We start from the raw sequence: 15762 nt of genomic DNA on the forward strand, positions 1-15762 counted from the left end.
GCGCTACGCCGCTCGCGGCATCGTCGACGGTGGGTCCGCCTGGTGCATCGAGGTGGTGGCGCCCAGGTCGGTGAGGATGGCCGTGGAGGCCCGGGTGGCCGAGTGCAGGGCGCCCTGGACGGTGCCGGTGTCGCGGTGGTCGCCGCAGACGTAGAGGCCGGCCAGGAGGCGTACGGGACGGTGGGGGTCGTACGGGGGGCGCATCGCGGGGACCGCGTCCGGGGTGTGGTGGACGGCCAGGGTTTCCCAGCGGTTCGTGGGGGTGCCGTACAGGCGGGCCAGGTGGGTGCGGACGGCGGTGTCCACGTCCTCGGGCGGGGTGCCCAGCACGGTCGAGGAGATCAGCGCGCGGCCGGCCGGGGCCCGGCTCGGGTCGACCTCGCTGAGCACCGCCGTGTGCGCGACCGGGCCGCCCCGGTCGGCGTCCAGCAGCAGCGAGGTGCCCGTGGACAGCGCCGGGCCGGGGTCGTCGGTGGTGTGGTGGACCACGGTCACCGGGTGGAAGTCCGGGACGCGCAGGCCCGGCAGCAGCTCGGCCGCCGCCCGCGCGTCCGTGGCCAGCAGTACCGCGCGGCAGCGCAGTACGCCGTGCTCGGCCGTGGTCACCGACGTGGTGGAGACCGAGGTGACCCGCACCCCGGTGCGCACCGTGCCCGGCGGCAGGGCGCGCGCCAGCAGCTCGGGCAGCGCCTCCGCGCCGCCCTCGGGCACGCCCAGCCGTCCTCCGGCGAACGCCCGCAGGGCGAGGTCGGCGCTCCGGCTGGAGGTGGTCAGCTCCGGGTCGCACAGCAGCGCGGCCAGCAGCGGGCGCAGGAACCCCTCCACGGTGCGGGCGGGTATCCCGCGGGCCGCCAGGGCGTCCGCTGCGGCCTCCTCCGGGCGGGCCAGCAGCCGTTCCACCGGCGTGGCCGCGATCCGGGCCAGCGCGGCGCCCAGCCGGGCCTGGTCCCACGCCCCGCCCACCGGTGTCCCGGTGCGGCCGGGGGCGGCGACCGGGCCCCTGGGGGCGCTCGCCAGGGCGCGCACCGCATGAAGTGCGCCCCTTGCGCCTCCTGCGGGTGCCGGTGCGCCCGCGCGGTGCGTGCGGCCGTCCCGGTGCAGCAGCACGCCGGGGGCGAAACGCCGTAGCGCGAGCGGTGCCAGCCCGGGTGTGGTGCGCAACTCGGGGCCGGGTGCGGACAGGGGCCGTCCGATGCGGTCGAGGCGGAAGCCGTCGACCTTCTCGGTCGACATGCGGCCGCCGACCCCGGGGGCGGCCTCCAGTACTGCGGTCGTCACTCCTGCGCTGGTGAGCCGATGGGCCGCCGCGAGTCCGGCGACCCCGGCTCCCACGACGACGACGTCCACCTGGTACGTGGGCTCAAGCACGAGGCCCTCCTGTGGTTGCGCGGCCGGTGGAGACGTGATGCCCCCAACTGGCCCGCCGGATACGCGAGTTCGGGTCGAGATTAGGACCCTTGTCAGTCAAGGACAGTCGCGCATCGACAGGGCACGGTCGCATGGAGGTCGCATACGTTCATATCCGCTCGCTGCCCGCCGCGGCCCGGTCTACTCCACCGCGCTACTCCGCCGCCCGGATCGTGTCCTCGATGCCGGGGAACGCGAACTGGAAACCGGACTCCGACAGCCGCTCGGGCACCACCCGCTGACTGCCCAGCACATCCCCGGCCATCTCGCCCAGCACCGTGCGCAGGACCGCCGCCGGCACCGGGAACGGCGTCGGCCGGTGCAGCACCCGCCCCATCGCCTCGGTGATCTCCTGGTTGGTCAGCGGGTGGGGCGCGGTCAGGTTGAAGGGGCCGGAGAGGTCGTCGCGGTCGAGGAGATGCCGGATCGCGGCCACCTCGTCGTGCAGCGCGATGTACGACCAGTACTGCCGCCCGTCCCCGAGCCGTCCCCCGAGCCCCGCCTTGAACAGCGGGAACATCCGCGCCCACGCCCCGCCCCCGGACGCCACCACCAGCCCGGTGCGCACGAACACCGTCCGTACGCCCGCCTCCCGCACCGGGGCCGCAGCCGCCTCCCACTCCTCGCACACCGAGGGCAGGAAACCCTCGCCGGGCGGAGCGTCCTCGTCCACGATCCGGTCGCCGGTTTCGCCGTAGAAGCCGATCGCGCTGCCGTTCACGAAGACCCTCGGCGGCTCCGGCAGCGAGGCGGCCGCCTCCGCGAGCGCCGTCGTGCCCAGCACCCGGCTGTCCCGGATCACCCGCTTGTACTCGGGCGTCCAGCGCTTGTCGCCGATCCCGGCCCCCGCGAGGTTGACCACCGCGTCGCAGCCGGACAGCCCGGCCGCGTCCACGTACTGCTCCTCGGGGTCCCAGCGCACCTCGTCCGGGCCCTGCGGCTCCCGCCTGACCAGCCGCACCACCTGGTGCCCGTCGTCGGTGAGGGACCGCACCAGGGCGCTGCCGATGAGACCGGACGCACCGGCCACCGCGATTCGGGAAGATTCCATGATCCCAGCATGCCCCGCATGCCCTGGATCAGGGCGGCACGCCTTGATCCGAACGGCCGCCTAACCCGTGATCAGCTCACCCGTGTCCACCGGCACCGTCGCCGATTCCGCCCGCCGCGCGTCGGCCGATACCTCCGCCGCCGTCAGCACGTACCCCGTCTCCGAGCTGGAGGTGGACCGGGCGAAGACCACGCCGAAGACCCGGCCGTCCGTGGTCAGCAGCGGGCCGCCCGAGTTGCCGGGCCGCACGGTGGAGCGGATGGAGTAGATCTCGCGGGTGACCGTGCGGTCGCTGTAGATGTTCTGGCCGGTCGCGCGCACCCGGTTCGCCACCGTCGCCGCCTGGAGGTTCAGGCTCCCGTCCTGCGGATAGCCCGCCACCACCGCCGACTCACCGCGCCGCGCGGAGCTGTCGAACGGCAGGACCGGGGCCCGCAGACCCGGTACGTACAGCACCGCCACGTCCCGGCTCGAGTCGAACAGCACCACCCGCGCCTGGTACGCCGGACCGACACCGCCGATCCGCACCGTCGGGTTGTCGATGCCGGCCACCACGTGCGCGTTCGTCATCACCCGGCGCGGCGCGTACACGAACCCGCTGCCCTCGCGGCCCTCGGTGCCCGCCGACCCCTCGATCTTCACCGTGCTGCGCCGGGCCGCCTCCGTGGCCGCCGGGGTCACGCTGTCCCCGGAGGGTTCGGCGACCTGTGCCGTCGACTCGTTCTCGAACGGGTTGAACACCTGCGGGAAGCCCGCCTCCGTCAGCGCGGAGGTGGCCCGTGAGAACCAGGCCGGGGTGGTCTCCGGCATCGTCCGCTGCACCGCGCCCAGCAGCGCGGAGTTGCGGATCGCATGGGTCACCGTCTGCGAGGGCGCCGCGCCCAGCACGCTCGCCGCGACCCACGCCACGAGCAGCACGGCGACGGCATTGGCCGCGGCGCCCCCGATGCCGTCCGCCACCCGGACGGGGCTGCGGCCCGTCTGGTCCATCCGCATCCGCAGCCGCACCGCCAGCCGGCCCGCCAGCTCGTGCCCGATCATGCCCGGCACCAGCACCGTCAGCACCGCGACCACCGTCGCCGCCGCCGAACCGCGCGTCACCAGCCCCGTCACCCACGGCAGCGCCCACACGCCGACCGCCGCGCCGCCCACGAATCCGGCCAGCGAGACACAGCCGGCCACCAGACCGCGCCGGTAACCGGAAGCCGCGTAGAGCAGGATCACCAGCACGAGCAGCACGTCGAGCAGGTCCACGGAGCCGCCTTTCTCTCGGAAACCCCCACAGGGTGTCCCGTCGGTCACGCCGGGTTCGCGCCTGATCGACGGGACACCCCTTTAGTACGGGCGGGGCGGGCCCGCTGATCAGCCGCCCGTCCGGCCACCCTCGGCGAACGGTCCTCGTATGTATGTACCCACAGAAACGCCCCGGACCGGGACGATGGTTCCACCGGGTGGCACACCACACATCGCGGACCCGCCACCCCGGCCCGACAGTGGGATCATGAAGTGGTCACCGGCGTGGACACGCCACCGGCGTACCGCGCGCCTGTCCGGCGTCCTGCCCGCACTGACCGCCGTCGTCGCCCTGCTGCTGTTCGCCCGGGGCAGCGAGCGCGCCGTCACGGCCCAGCCCGCGCACCCGGCCCCGAGCACGGCTCCCGTGGCCCACCGCGCGCCCCGCCCGGCCATCCTGCCCCGCTCCGCCTGGCTGGACGGCGTCACCCTGCGCCGGCAGCCGCCGCCGCGCTACGACGACAGGGTCGTCGCCGTCTTCATCCACCACACCGACTCGCCCAACGACTACGACTGTGCCGACTCCCCGCGCGTCATCCGCGCGCTGTACTCCGGCCAGACCGGCGGCAGGCACTGGGACGACATCGGCTACAACTTCCTGGTCGACCGCTGCGGCACCATCTACGAGGGCCGCGCCGGGGGCATGGACCGGGCGGTCACCGGAGCCCACACCCAGGGCTTCAACCACCGCTCGGCGGGCATCGCCGCGCTCGGCACCTTCACCGCCGGAGCCTCGGTCCCGCGGGCCATGACGGACGCCATCGCCGCGCTCGCCGCCTGGAAGCTCGGCCCCTCCGACACCGACCCCCGCGCCCGCGTCCGCCTGACCTCCACCAGCGGCCTCAGCCGCTACGAGTCGGGCACCACCGCCACCTTCCCCACCGTGGCCGGCCACAACGACGCCTACCGCACCACCTGCCCCGGAGCGGCCCTCACCGCCACCCTGCCCACCATCCGGGCCAAGGCGGCCCGCCTCCAGGGCCGCACGCGCTAGGGCCTGTCTTCCGGACCTTGCCGCGGTCGCGCAGAAGGCGCCGTAGGTCCGAGTCGGCCTGATCCGGAAGAAAGGCCCTGGTCCGCCACCAGCGCCCACGCCTCGATCTCCACGCGGAACTCCGGCCGCACCAGCCCGGCGACCCGCACGAGCGAGCAGGCGGGCGGCCGTTCCGGGTCCTGGAGCTCGTCCCGGACCCTGCGGAAGGCGGCGAGGTCGTCCAGGTCTGTCAGGAAGCCGGTCAGCTTGACCACGTGCCGCAGCTCCCCCCTCGACGAAGAGCCCCATGATCACGGGGCCCGCCGGGCCGGGTCAACGTCCGCTCACGGCCTGAAGCGCTCCCACAGGGTGGGGTACCGCTCCGCCAGGGTGCCGTCGTTCTCGAAGTCGACCGGGGTGCCCGCGGGCTCGCCGGGGGCGGGGGCGATGCCCAGGTCGGGGGCGACCATGCCGGTCAGGCGCTCGTACGCCTCGTCCGCGGCGTAGCCCAGTTCCTCGCCGTCGCCGTCGATCTCCTCGTCGAACTCGTCCAGCAGCTCGGCCAGGGAGTCGGGGTCGTGCAGGGCGCCCTCGAAGACCTCGCGGCCCTGGCCGATCAGCCAGCAGCGGAAGTAGTCGAAGGCGTCGTCGCTCGCCCCGTCCAGCAGCAGCCAGGCCGCGCCCCACAGGTCCCAGCGGTAGGCCCGGTTGTAGCGGGCCTCGAAGTGACGGGCGAAGTCCAGCACCATGTCCGGGTCGAACTGGAGCAGCCGGTCCACCAGCAGGTCGGCCTGCTCCTCGGGATCGCCCTCGGCGGCCTCGCGGGTGGCGTCGATCAGCTCCCAGAACTCCGTCTCGTCCATCACGGGACCAGCATCGGGCCTCCACCTCCACCCCGCACGCGGAACGGCACGGGAAAAGGAAGAAGGGGCACGGCAGCACGCCGTACCCCTTCACCGGACCTCAGGAGGTCACAGACCGTACTTCTCGCGGGCTTCCTTGACCGCCGTCACCTGCACCTCGCCGCGCTTGGCGAGCTGGGCGAGGGCCGCGACCACGATCGACTCGGCGTCGACACCGAAGTGGCGGCGGGCCGCCGCGCGGGTGTCGGAGAGGCCGAAGCCGTCCGCGCCGAGCGAGGACCAGTCCTGCTCCACCCACTGCGCGATCTGGTCCGGGACCTGGCGCATGTAGTCGGAGACCGCCAGCACCGGACCCTCGGCGCCCTGGAGCGCCTGGCGGACGAACGGCACCCGCTCCTCGCCGCGCAGCAGCGCCGCGTCGGCGTCCATGGCGTCCCGGCGCAGCTCGGACCAGGAGGTCGCGGACCACACGTCGGCGGCCACACCCCACTCCTCGGCCAGCATCCGCTGCGCCGTGAGCGCCCAGTGGATCGCGGTGCCCGAGCCCATGAGCTGGATGCGCGGGGCGTTGGCCGGGACGGTGACGCCCGCGGACTCGGCCGTGTTGAACCGGTACAGGCCCTTGACGATGCCCTCGTCGATGCCGGTGGCGGCGGGCTTGGCCGGCTGCGGCAGCGGCTCGTTGTAGACCGTCAGGTAGTAGAAGACGTCCCTGTCCTCGCCCGGCTCGGCCTCGCCGTACATCCGGCGCAGACCCTCCTTGACGATGACGGCGACCTCGTAGGCGAACGCCGGGTCGTACGTCAGCGCGGCCGGGTTGGTCGCGGCGATCACCGGGGAGTGACCGTCGGCGTGCTGCAGACCCTCACCGGTGAGGGTGGTGCGGCCGGCCGTCGCGCCGACGAGGAAGCCGCGGCCGAGCTGGTCGCCGAGCTGCCACATCTGGTCGGCCGTGCGCTGCCAGCCGAACATCGAGTAGAAGATGTAGAACGGGATCATCGCTTCGCCGTGCGTCGAGTACGCGGTGGACGCGGCGATGAAGTCGGCCATCGAACCGGCCTCGGTGATCCCCTCGTTGAGGATCTGGCCGTTCTTGGCCTCCTTGTAGTACATCAACTGGTCGCGGTCGACCGGCTCGTACGTCTGGCCCTTGGGCGAGTAGATGCCGAGCGAGGGGAACAGCGACTCCATGCCGAAGGTGCGCGCCTCGTCGGGGACGATCGGCACCCAGCGCTTGCCGGTCTCCTTGTCGCGGACCAGGTCCTTGACCAGGCGGACGAACGCCATGGTGGTCGCCACGTTCTGCGAGCCGGAGCCCTTGTCGAACGAGGTGAACGCCTTCTCCGCCGGGGCGGGCAGCGGCGCGAGGGGGTGCACCCGGCGGGCCGGGGCCGGACCGCCGAGGGCCGCGCGGCGCTCCTGGAGGTAGCGGACCTCGGGGGAGTCGGCGCCGGGGTGGCCGTAGGGCACCTGGCCGTCGACGAACGCGCTGTCGGAGATGGGCAGCTCCAGCAGGTCCCGCATCGCCTTGAACTCGTCCACCGAGAGCTTCTTCATCTGGTGGTTGGCGTTCTTGGAGGCGAAGCCCGAGCCGAGGGTGTGGCCCTTGACCGTCTGGGCCAGGATCACGGTCGGCGCGCCCTTGTGCTCGACGGCCGCCTTGTACGCGGCGAAGACCTTGCGGGCCTCGTGGCCGCCGCGCGACAGGTGGAAGCACTCGAGGATCTTGTCGTCGCTCAGCAGCTTCGCCATCTCCACCAGCGCCGGGTCGGCGCCGAAGAAGTCCTGGCGGATGTAGGCCGCGTCACGCGTCTGGTACGTCTGGATCTGGGCGTCCGGCACCTGGCGCAGACGGCGGACCAGCGCGCCGGTGGTGTCGAGCTGGAACAGCTCGTCCCAGGCGGTGCCCCACAGCGTCTTGACCACGTTCCAGCCGGCGCCGCGGAACTGGGCCTCCAGCTCCTGCACGATCTTGAAGTTGGCGCGGACCGGGCCGTCCAGGCGCTGCAGGTTGCAGTTGATGACGAAGGTGAGGTTGTCCAGCTCCTCACGCGCGGCCAGCGCGAGGGCCGCCGTCGACTCCGGCTCGTCCATCTCGCCGTCACCGAGGAACGCCCACACGTGGGACGCGGAGATGTCCTTGATGCCGCGGTTGGTCAGGTAGCGGTTGAACCGCGCCTGGTAGATCGCGGAGAGCGGGCCGAGGCCCATCGACACCGTCGGGAACTCCCACAGCCAGGGCAGCCGGCGCGGGTGCGGGTACGACGGGAGGCCGTTGCCGCCCGCCTCCTGGCGGAAGTTGTCGAGGTGCGCCTCGTTCAGGCGGCCGTCGAGGAAGGCGCGGGCGTAGATGCCGGGGGAGGCGTGGCCCTGGATGTAGAGCTGGTCGCCCGAGCCCTCGGCGTCCGGGGACTCCTTGCCCTTGAAGAAGTGGTTGAAGCCGGTCTCGTACAGCCACGCGGCCGAGGCGAAGGTGGCGATGTGGCCGCCGACGCCGTGCTTGCTGCCGCGCGTGACCATCGCGGCCGCGTTCCAGCGGTTCCACGCGGTGATCCGGGACTCCATCGCCTCGTCACCGGGCACGCCCGGCTCGGCGGCGGTGGGGATGGAGTTGACGTAGTCCGTCTCCAGGAGCTTCGGCAGCGCGACACCGCCCGCCTCGGCACGCTCCAGCGTGCGCCGCATCAGGTACGCGGCGCGGTGCGGGCCCGCTTCCCTGGCGACGGCGTCCAGGGAGGCGCGCCACTCGGCGGTCTCCTCGGGGTCGCGGTCCGGGAGCTGGTCGAGCGCGCTCGGCTGGATGGCGTTGGGGTCGGTCATCTCGCCGCCTTCCTCAGTCGAAGGGGGATCCCTCATGGGTGAGGGTTCGGGGGTGCCCTTGGTCTTTGGCAGGACAGGGCGAGGACTCGGTAGAAGTCCGTCGGTGACTGTAACTCCCTGATCGATGATCGATCAAAGGTTTGGGGGTGAAAACCCCGTCTTCACGCGAAAGTAGGCACCCGGTGTCTTTCGTTCGGGCACGGGGTGCCGTGTTTTCCCAGGTGAGCGGGGTGCCGCTCAGGGGCGGGGCGCGCAGCCCAGGACGTGTGCCTTCACCAGCTCCGCGATGCGGGGGTCGCGCCGCTGGAACGCCTGTACGAGTTCCTCGTGCTCCTCGGCGTACGACTGCTGGACCGTGCCCAGCCAGCGGATCGACAGGGCCGTGAACACCTCGATGCCCAGGCCCTCCCAGGTGTGCAGCAGCACCGAGTTGCCCGCGGCCCGCACGAGTTCGCGGTGGAAGCCGACGGTGTGGCGGACCTGGCCGGTGCCGTCGGCGGCCCTGTCCGCCTCGTAGAGGGCCGCTACGTGGGGCTCCAGGGCCGAGCAGTCCTCCGCGAGGCTCCCGGCCGCCAGTTCGGCAGCGATGGCCTCCAGCCCGGCCCGGACGGGATAGCTCTCCTCCAGGTCGGCCGCGGTCAGGTTGCGTACGCGTACGCCCTTGTTGGGGGCCGACTCGATGAGGCGGAGGGATTCCAGTTCGCGGAGGGCCTCGCGCACGGGGGTCTGACTGACCTCCAGCTCGGTGGCGATCCTGCGTTCCACGATGCGCTCGCCCGGTTGCCAGCGGCCGCTGACGATGCCCTCCACGATGTGCTCGCGGATCTGTTCGCGCAGCGAGTGGATTACGGGCGCGGTCATGGGGGCTCCTCTTCAAGGGGCGTGGCTCTATGACCATACGGGGGCCCCGCGGGCGCCGTGCGGCGCATCGGGGGGCTTTTGCCCAGGTGAGACGAGTTGCACAGGGTGTTTTCGATCGGTCTCGCCGTGGGGGTGTCGGTTTGGGGTGTGTGCGGGTGCGTCGTGGCTGGTCGCGCAGTTCCCCGCGCCCCCGGGGAGAGGCAGTTGCCCTGCGCCGACAAGGCGAGCATCCCCCGGCAAGCGCGAAGCCCCCCTGTCCTTCGACAGGGGGGCTTCTTCACAGGCCGTGGGAGTTACAGGCCGAGCTCTACCTCGAACTCGCCCGCTTCCAGGATCTGCTTGACCGTCGTCAGGTAGCGGGCCGCGTCGGCGCCGTCGACCAGACGGTGGTCGTAGGAGAGGGTCAGGTAGGTCATGTCGCGGACGGCGATGACCGTGCCCTCCTCCGTCTCCAGGACGGCCGGGCGCTTCACCGTGGCGCCGATGCCGAGGATGGCGACCTGGTTCGGCGGCACGATGATCGTGTCGAACAGGGCGCCGCGCGAACCGGTGTTGGAGATGGTGAAGGTCGCGCCGGACAGCTCGTCCGGGGTGATCTTGTTGGCCCGGACCTTGCCGGCCAGCTCCGCCGTCGCCTTGGAGATGCCCGCGATGTTGAGGTCGCCGGCGTGCTTGATGACCGGGGTCATCAGGCCCTTCTCCGAGTCCACCGCGATACCGACGTTCTCGGTGTCGAAGTAGGTGATCGTGCCCTCGGCCTCGTTGATGCGGGCGTTGATGACCGGGTGGGCCTTCAGCGCCTGCGCGGCGGCCTTGACGAAGAACGGCATCGGGGAGAGCTTGACGCCCTCACGGGCGGCGAAGGAGTCCTTCGCCTTGCCGCGCAGCTTCATCAGACGGGTGACGTCGACCTCGACGACCGAGGAGAGCTGGGCCTGCTCGGTCAGCGCCTTGACCATGTTGTCGCCGATGACCTTGCGGATGCGGGTCATCTTGACGGTCTGGCCACGCAGCGGGGAGACCTCCAGCGCCGGAGCCTTCTTCGCGGCGGCCGGGGCGGCCGCGGCGGCCGGAGCCGGAGCGGCGGCGGCCTTCGCGGCCTCGGCGGCGGCGATGACGTCCTGCTTGCGGATACGGCCACCGACACCGGTGCCCTTGACGGCGGCCAGGTCGACACCGTTCTCGGCGGCGAGCTTGCGCACCAGCGGGGTCACGTAGGCGCCCTCGTCGGTCGCCTGGGCGGCGGTCGGCGCGCTCGGCGCGGTCGCCGGGGCGGCCGGAGCCGGAGCCGGGGCGGGGGCCGGAGCGGGAGCGGACGGGACCGGCTCGGGAGCCGGGGTGGTCTGCTGCTGCGGGGCCGGAGCCGTCGGGGCCTGCGGGGCCGGAGCGGCGGGGGCCTCCGGAGCCGGGGCCGGGGCGGCCGGGGCCGGAGCGGCCGGGGCCTCGGCGGCGGGAGCCGGGGCCGGAGCGGCCGGAGCCGGAGCGGCGGCCGGGGCGGCACCCGCGACACCGATGACGGCGAGCTTGGCGCCGACCTCGGCGGTCTCGTCCTCGCCGACCACGATCTCCAGCAGGGTGCCCGAGACGGGCGCCGGGATCTCGGTGTCGACCTTGTCCGTGGAGACCTCGAGCAGCGGCTCGTCGGCCTCGACGGAGTCGCCCACCGACTTCAGCCAGCGGGTGACGGTGCCCTCGGTGACCGACTCGCCGAGCGCGGGCAGGACCACGTCCGTGCCCTCGGCGGAACCGCCGCCGGACGTCGCCTCGGCGGTCGGAGCCGGGGCGGGGGCCGCCTGCTCGGTGGACGGGGCGGACTGCGGGGCCTCGGCGGCCGGGGCCGGAGCCTCGGCCACGGGGGCCTCGGCGGCGGGCGCTTCGGCGGCGGCCGGGGCCGGGGCCTCGGCGGGGGCGCCGGAGCCGTCGTCGATCAGTGCCAGCTCGGCGCCGACCTCGACGGTCTCGTCCTCGGCGACCTTGATGGAAGCCAGTACGCCGGCGACGGGCGAGGGGATCTCGGTGTCGACCTTGTCGGTCGACACCTCGAGCAGCGGCTCGTCGGCCTCGACGCGCTCGCCCTCGGCCTTCAGCCAGCGGGTGACAGTGCCCTCGGTGACGCTCTCACCGAGCGCCGGAAGGGTTACGGAAACCGCCATGGTTTCTGTTGCTCCTTAGGAATTGCGGAAGTCTGTGTCGTCGCGCCCGGGGGCCGAAGGCTCAGTCGTGGGCGTGCAGCGGCTTTCCGGCCAGCGCCAGGTGCGCCTCGCCGAGCGCCTCGTTCTGCGTCGGGTGGGCGTGGATGAGCTGGGCCACCTCGGCGGGCAGCGCCTCCCAGTTGTAGATGAGCTGGGCCTCGCCGACCTGCTCACCCATGCGGTCGCCGACCATGTGGACGCCGACCACGGCACCGTCCTTGACCTGGACGAGCTTGATCTCGCCCGCGGTCTTGAGGATCTTGCTCTTGCCGTTGCCCGCGAGGCTGTACTTCAGGGCGACGACCTTGTCCGCGCCGTAGATCTCCTTGGCCTTGGCCTCGGTGATGCCGACGGAGGCGACCTCCGGGTGGCAGTACGTCACGCGGGGGACACCGTCGTAGTCGATCGGGACGGCCTTGAGACCGGCCAGCCGCTCGGCGACCAGGATGCCCTCGGCGAAGCCGACGTGGGCGAGCTGGAGGGTCGGGACGAGGTCACCGACGGCCGAGATGGTCGGCACGTTGGTGCGCATGTACTCGTCGACCAGGACGTAGCCCCGGTCCATGGCGACACCCTGCTCCTCGTAGCCGAGGTTCTGGGAGACCGGGCCACGGCCGACGGCGACGAGGAGGACCTCGGCCTCGAACTCCTTGCCGTCGGCGAGGGTGACCTTGACGCCGTCCTGGGTGTACTCGGCCTTCTCGAAGAAGGTGCCCAGGTTGAACTTGATGCCGCGCTTGCGGAAGGCGCGCTCCAGCAGCTTGGAGGAGTTCTCGTCCTCGACCGGCACCAGGTGCTTCAGGCCCTCGATGACGGTGACGTCGGCCCCGAAGGACTTCCACGCCGACGCGAACTCGACGCCGATGACACCGCCGCCGAGGATGATCGCGGACTTCGGCACGCGGTCCAGGACGAGGGCGTGGTCGGAGGAGATGATCCGGTCGCCGTCGATCTCCAGGCCCGGCAGCGACTTCGGCACGGAGCCGGTCGCCAGCAGGACGTGACGGCCCTCGACACGCTGGCCGGCCACGTCGACCGACGTCGGGGAGGACAGGCGGCCCTCGCCCTCGATGTACGTCACCTTGCGGGAGGCGATCAGACCCTGGAGGCCCTTGTACAGGCCCGAGATCACGTCGTCCTTGTACTTCTGGACGGCCGGGACGTCGATGCCCTCGAAGGTCGCCTTGACGCCGAACTGCTCGCTCTCGCGGGCCTGGTCGGCGATCTCGCCCGCGTGCAGCAGGGCCTTGGTGGGGATGCACCCCTTGTGCAGGCAGGTGCCGCCGACCTTGTCCTTCTCGATCAGGGCGACGCTCAGGCCGAGCTGCGCTCCGCGCAGGGCCGCGGCGTAACCACCGCTGCCACCGCCGAGGATCACTAGGTCGAAAACGGTGCTGGCGTCGTTCGCCACGTCACGTCCTCCATGCATGTGCGCCTACGCCGGTCTCCGATGACCGGCAGGCGGCTGGTGTCCGGCCGCTCAATGCTTCGGCCCTGTGGTGGGGCCCTGTCCTGCCGGGCTCCATCTTTGCACCTGTCGGGGGTGCGGAGGACGCCGGGCCGGGGTGTGAGACGCCCCACGTCCGCGCGAAGGGGCGCGGACCGGGCAGGTCCGCGCCCCTTCTCAGCACCGCGCGAGGTCAGCCGAGGTCGCCGTCGGCGGCCTGCTCGGCCAGCCGCACCAGGGTGCGCACGGCCGTGCCCGTACCGCCCTTGGGCGTGTATCCGAAGGCGCCGCCCTCGTTGTAGGCCGGGCCCGCGATGTCCAGGTGGGCCCAGGTGATGCCCTCGCCGACGAACTCGCGCAGGAACAGGCCGGCGACCAGGCCGCCGCCCATCCGCTCGCCCATGTTGGCGATGTCCGCGACGGGGGAGTCCATGCCCTTGCGCAGGTGCTCGGGGAGCGGCATCTGCCACGCGGGCTCGCCGACCTCCTCGGCCGCCTCGTGCACGGCGGTGCGGAACGCGTCGTCGTTGGCCATGACGCCGAAGGTCCGGCTGCCCAGGGCCAGCACCATCGCGCCGGTCAGGGTGGCCACGTCCACGATCGCGTCCGGCTCCTCGGCCGAGGCGGCCCACAGCGCGTCGGCCAGGACCAGGCGGCCCTCGGCGTCGGTGTTGAGCACCTCGACGGTCTTGCCGCTGTACATGTTCAGTACGTCACCGGGGCGGGTGGCGGAGCCGGAGGGCATGTTCTCGGCGAGCGCCAGCCAGCCGGTCACGTTGACCTCGAGGCCGAGCCGGGCGGCCGCGACGACGGCGGCGAACACGGCGGCGGCACCGGCCATGTCGCACTTCATCGTCTCGTTGTGCCCGGCGGGCTTGAGCGAGATGCCGCCCGAGTCGTAGGTGATTCCCTTGCCGACGTAGGCGAGGTGCTTGTCGGCCTCCGGGTGCGTGTACGCCAGCTTCACCAGACGCGGGGTGGACGCCGAGCCGCCGCCGACGCCGAGGATGCCGCCGTAGCCGCCGTCCTTCAGGGCCTGCTCGTCCAGCACCTCGATGGTGAGGCCGTGCTCGTCGGCCGCGGCCTGCGCGATGGCGGCGAACGCCTCGGGGTCCAGGTCGTTCGGCGGGGTGTTGACGAGGTCGCGGGCGCGGTTCAGCTCCTCGCCGACGGCCACCGCGCGGTCCAGGGCGGCCTGGGCACCGGCATCGCCGTCCTCCCCGCCGAGCAGCACGGCCTCGGCGAGCGGGGCGCCGTCGTTCTTCGCCTTCTCGTCCTTCGGGCTCTCCTTGTACGCGTCGAAGGCGTACGCGCCGAGCAGCACGCCCTCGGCGATCGCGCCGAGGGCGCCGGGGCCGTCGACGGGGAGCGCGAACGTGGCCTTCCCGGTGCCGGTGAGGGCGCGGGCGGCCACACCGGCGGCCCGGCGCAGCGCCTCGGCGTCGTACCCGGCGTCGGCCTCGGGCTCGGCGCCCAGGCCCACGGCCACCACGAGCGGGGTGCCGAGACCGGCGGGGGCGGGCACCTTGGTCAGCTCGCCCTCGGCGCCCGAGGCACCGAGGGTCTTGAGGACGCCGGCCAGCCCGCCGTCGTACGCCTGGTCCACGGCCTCGGCCCCGGGCGCCACGACGGGGCCCGTGCCGGCCTTGGCGACACCGATCACGATCGCGTCGGCCCGCGGGCCCGGCGCCGCGGCCGGCTTGAGAGTCAGAGCAGTCACGGTGGTGAAATCTCGCTTCCGATGTGAAGTTTGCCAATGCCGTTGCGATGCTCGGTCGTCCGCGCGGGGCGACCGCCGCAAGGGGTTGGTCGACGCGGGTCCGGCAGCCGGTCGAAGGCCCCTTGCCGGGGGCAGATGGCGGCCGGGTCCCGCACCCTGTCGGCGAACACCCGCCACGAGACTACGCGCGTACGTGCGTTCGCTCATTGCCGAGGACCACCCCGGCCGCCCGCACTTCCGGCCGTCGTGTAAGGCGAGCGGGACAACTCGCCTCAGGTGCGGAACAGTTGCCGCTCTCAGCCGCCCAGTGGACCCGGTCCGCCGAGGCACAGTACGAGCAGGGCCGCCGTGGCCGCGGTCTCCGCGAGGGCGCCGAAGACGTCCCCGGTGACCCCGCCGAAGCGGCCGGCGCAGCGGCGCAGCAGGAGTTCGGCCGGGACCAGGCAGAGCGGGACGGCCGCCGCCGCGCGCACCGCCTCCCACGGGCCGAGCAGCGCCCCGCCCGCTCCGGCCGCGAGCGTCACCGCCGCCGCGACCGCCAGCGCGCCCGGCACCGGCACCACCCCGGCCACCGCCGCCCCGAGCCCCTCCGGGCGGGCGGCCGGAACGCCGGTGCGCGCGGCCAGCGTGAGCGCCAGCCGGGCGGCGACCGCCGAGACCACCGCCCCGAGCGCGCCCCGCGCCCAGGAGTCGCCGTACAGCCCGGCGAGCGCGGCGACCTGGCCCAGCAGCGTCAGCACGAGGGTGAGCACGCCGAACGGCCCGATGTCGGACCGCTTCATGACGGCGAGGGCCTCCTCGGCGGGCTTGCCGCTGCCCAGCCCGTCGGCGGTGTCCGCGAGCCCGTCCAGGTGCAGCCCCCGCGTGAGCGCGGCCGGTACGGCCACCGAGCCGACGGCGGCGAGCAGCGGGCCCGCGCCCAGCAGCAGGAGCGACAGCCCGAGCCCGGCCGCCGCGACACCCACGGCCAGTCCGGCCAGCGGTGCGCACAGCATGCCCCCGCGTGCGGCCACCCGGTCCCAGCGGTGCACGCGGACGGGGATCACGGTGAGGGTGCCGAAGGCGAAGCGGGGTCCGTCGAGCGGGGAGGTCTCGGGCATCGGCGCAGGCTACCGGGGCTGTCGCCGGGCTCGGG

General features: G+C 73.0%; 12 protein-coding genes. 1 reads left to right on the plus strand and 11 read right to left on the minus strand.

Annotated elements, in window-relative coordinates:
• Window positions 1-3: 3 nt before the first annotated feature.
• The 3 genes from HEK131_RS06920 to HEK131_RS06930 form a co-directional block, all read right to left on the minus strand.
• The gene (locus tag HEK131_RS06920) at window positions 4-1368 is read right to left on the minus strand and encodes an NAD(P)/FAD-dependent oxidoreductase (RefSeq protein WP_217460452.1); all 1365 of its coding nucleotides are present in this window, start codon (window positions 1366-1368) and stop codon (window positions 4-6) included.
• 193 nt (window positions 1369-1561) lie between these two features.
• Window positions 1562-2458 (minus strand): TIGR01777 family oxidoreductase, encoded by an 897-nt coding sequence (locus HEK131_RS06925; protein WP_244334099.1) that lies wholly within the window; start codon window positions 2456-2458, stop codon window positions 1562-1564.
• Window positions 2459-2518: 60 nt separating this feature from the next.
• Window positions 2519-3712 (minus strand): MarP family serine protease, encoded by a 1194-nt coding sequence (locus HEK131_RS06930; RefSeq protein ID WP_217460450.1) that lies wholly within the window; start codon window positions 3710-3712, stop codon window positions 2519-2521.
• A 247-nt stretch (window positions 3713-3959) separates the two neighbouring features.
• Between HEK131_RS06930 and HEK131_RS06935 the strand changes: the two genes are divergently transcribed.
• Window positions 3960-4745 carry a peptidoglycan recognition protein family protein gene (locus HEK131_RS06935; protein WP_244334101.1) on the plus strand — a complete coding sequence of 262 codons (786 nt, stop codon included), beginning with the start codon at window positions 3960-3962 and terminating at the stop codon, window positions 4743-4745.
• Here HEK131_RS06935 and HEK131_RS06940 read toward each other — a convergent pair.
• From HEK131_RS06940 to HEK131_RS06975, 8 genes are all read right to left on the minus strand, one after another.
• The gene (locus HEK131_RS06940; protein WP_244334103.1) at window positions 4742-4999 is read right to left on the minus strand and encodes a RidA family protein; all 258 of its coding nucleotides are present in this window, start codon (window positions 4997-4999) and stop codon (window positions 4742-4744) included. The genes HEK131_RS06935 and HEK131_RS06940 overlap by 4 nt on opposite strands.
• Before the next feature lie 69 nt (window positions 5000-5068).
• On the minus strand, window positions 5069-5587 hold the full coding sequence (locus HEK131_RS06945) for a DUF4240 domain-containing protein (RefSeq protein ID WP_244451958.1): 519 nt from the start codon (window positions 5585-5587) through the stop codon (window positions 5069-5071).
• A 108-nt stretch (window positions 5588-5695) separates the two neighbouring features.
• Window positions 5696-8407 (minus strand): pyruvate dehydrogenase (acetyl-transferring), homodimeric type, encoded by a 2712-nt coding sequence (gene aceE, locus HEK131_RS06950; RefSeq protein ID WP_217460448.1) that lies wholly within the window; start codon window positions 8405-8407, stop codon window positions 5696-5698.
• A gap of 237 nt (window positions 8408-8644) precedes the next feature.
• Window positions 8645-9268: a GntR family transcriptional regulator gene (locus tag HEK131_RS06955; RefSeq protein WP_217460447.1), complete on the minus strand. Its 624-nt coding sequence runs from the start codon at window positions 9266-9268 to the stop codon at window positions 8645-8647.
• 293 nt (window positions 9269-9561) lie between these two features.
• Window positions 9562-11421 carry a 2-oxoglutarate dehydrogenase, E2 component, dihydrolipoamide succinyltransferase gene (sucB, locus tag HEK131_RS06960; protein ID WP_244334104.1) on the minus strand — a complete coding sequence of 620 codons (1860 nt, stop codon included), beginning with the start codon at window positions 11419-11421 and terminating at the stop codon, window positions 9562-9564.
• Between the two features lie 61 nt (window positions 11422-11482).
• Entirely contained in the window at window positions 11483-12871 is a 1389-nt protein-coding gene (gene lpdA / locus HEK131_RS06965) for a dihydrolipoyl dehydrogenase (protein WP_161149561.1), read from the minus strand.
• Between the two features lie 229 nt (window positions 12872-13100).
• Window positions 13101-14627: a leucyl aminopeptidase gene (locus HEK131_RS06970; RefSeq protein ID WP_244334105.1), complete on the minus strand. Its 1527-nt coding sequence runs from the start codon at window positions 14625-14627 to the stop codon at window positions 13101-13103.
• Between the two features lie 296 nt (window positions 14628-14923).
• On the minus strand, window positions 14924-15727 hold the full coding sequence (locus tag HEK131_RS06975; protein ID WP_244334106.1) for an adenosylcobinamide-GDP ribazoletransferase: 804 nt from the start codon (window positions 15725-15727) through the stop codon (window positions 14924-14926).
• Window positions 15728-15762 lie beyond the last annotated feature (35 nt).

This window comes from Streptomyces seoulensis (assembly GCF_022846655.1).
GTDB lineage: Bacteria > Actinomycetota > Actinomycetes > Streptomycetales > Streptomycetaceae > Streptomyces.

Excerpts from the sequence above, each read along its gene's own strand:
- HEK131_RS06925 (WP_244334099.1), bottom strand. The coding sequence starts at position 2,458 with ATGGAATCTTCCCGAATCGCGGTGGCCGGTGCGTCCGGTCTCATCGGC.
- HEK131_RS06935 (WP_244334101.1), top strand. The coding sequence starts at position 3,960 with ATGAAGTGGTCACCGGCGTGGACACGCCACCGGCGTACCGCGCGCCTG.
- HEK131_RS06945 (WP_244451958.1), bottom strand. The coding sequence starts at position 5,587 with ATGGACGAGACGGAGTTCTGGGAGCTGATCGACGCCACCCGCGAGGCC.
- aceE (WP_217460448.1), bottom strand. The coding sequence starts at position 8,407 with ATGACCGACCCCAACGCCATCCAGCCGAGCGCGCTCGACCAGCTCCCG.
- HEK131_RS06955 (WP_217460447.1), bottom strand. The coding sequence starts at position 9,268 with ATGACCGCGCCCGTAATCCACTCGCTGCGCGAACAGATCCGCGAGCAC.
- sucB (WP_244334104.1), bottom strand. The coding sequence starts at position 11,421 with ATGGCGGTTTCCGTAACCCTTCCGGCGCTCGGTGAGAGCGTCACCGAG.
- HEK131_RS06975 (WP_244334106.1), bottom strand. The coding sequence starts at position 15,727 with ATGCCCGAGACCTCCCCGCTCGACGGACCCCGCTTCGCCTTCGGCACC.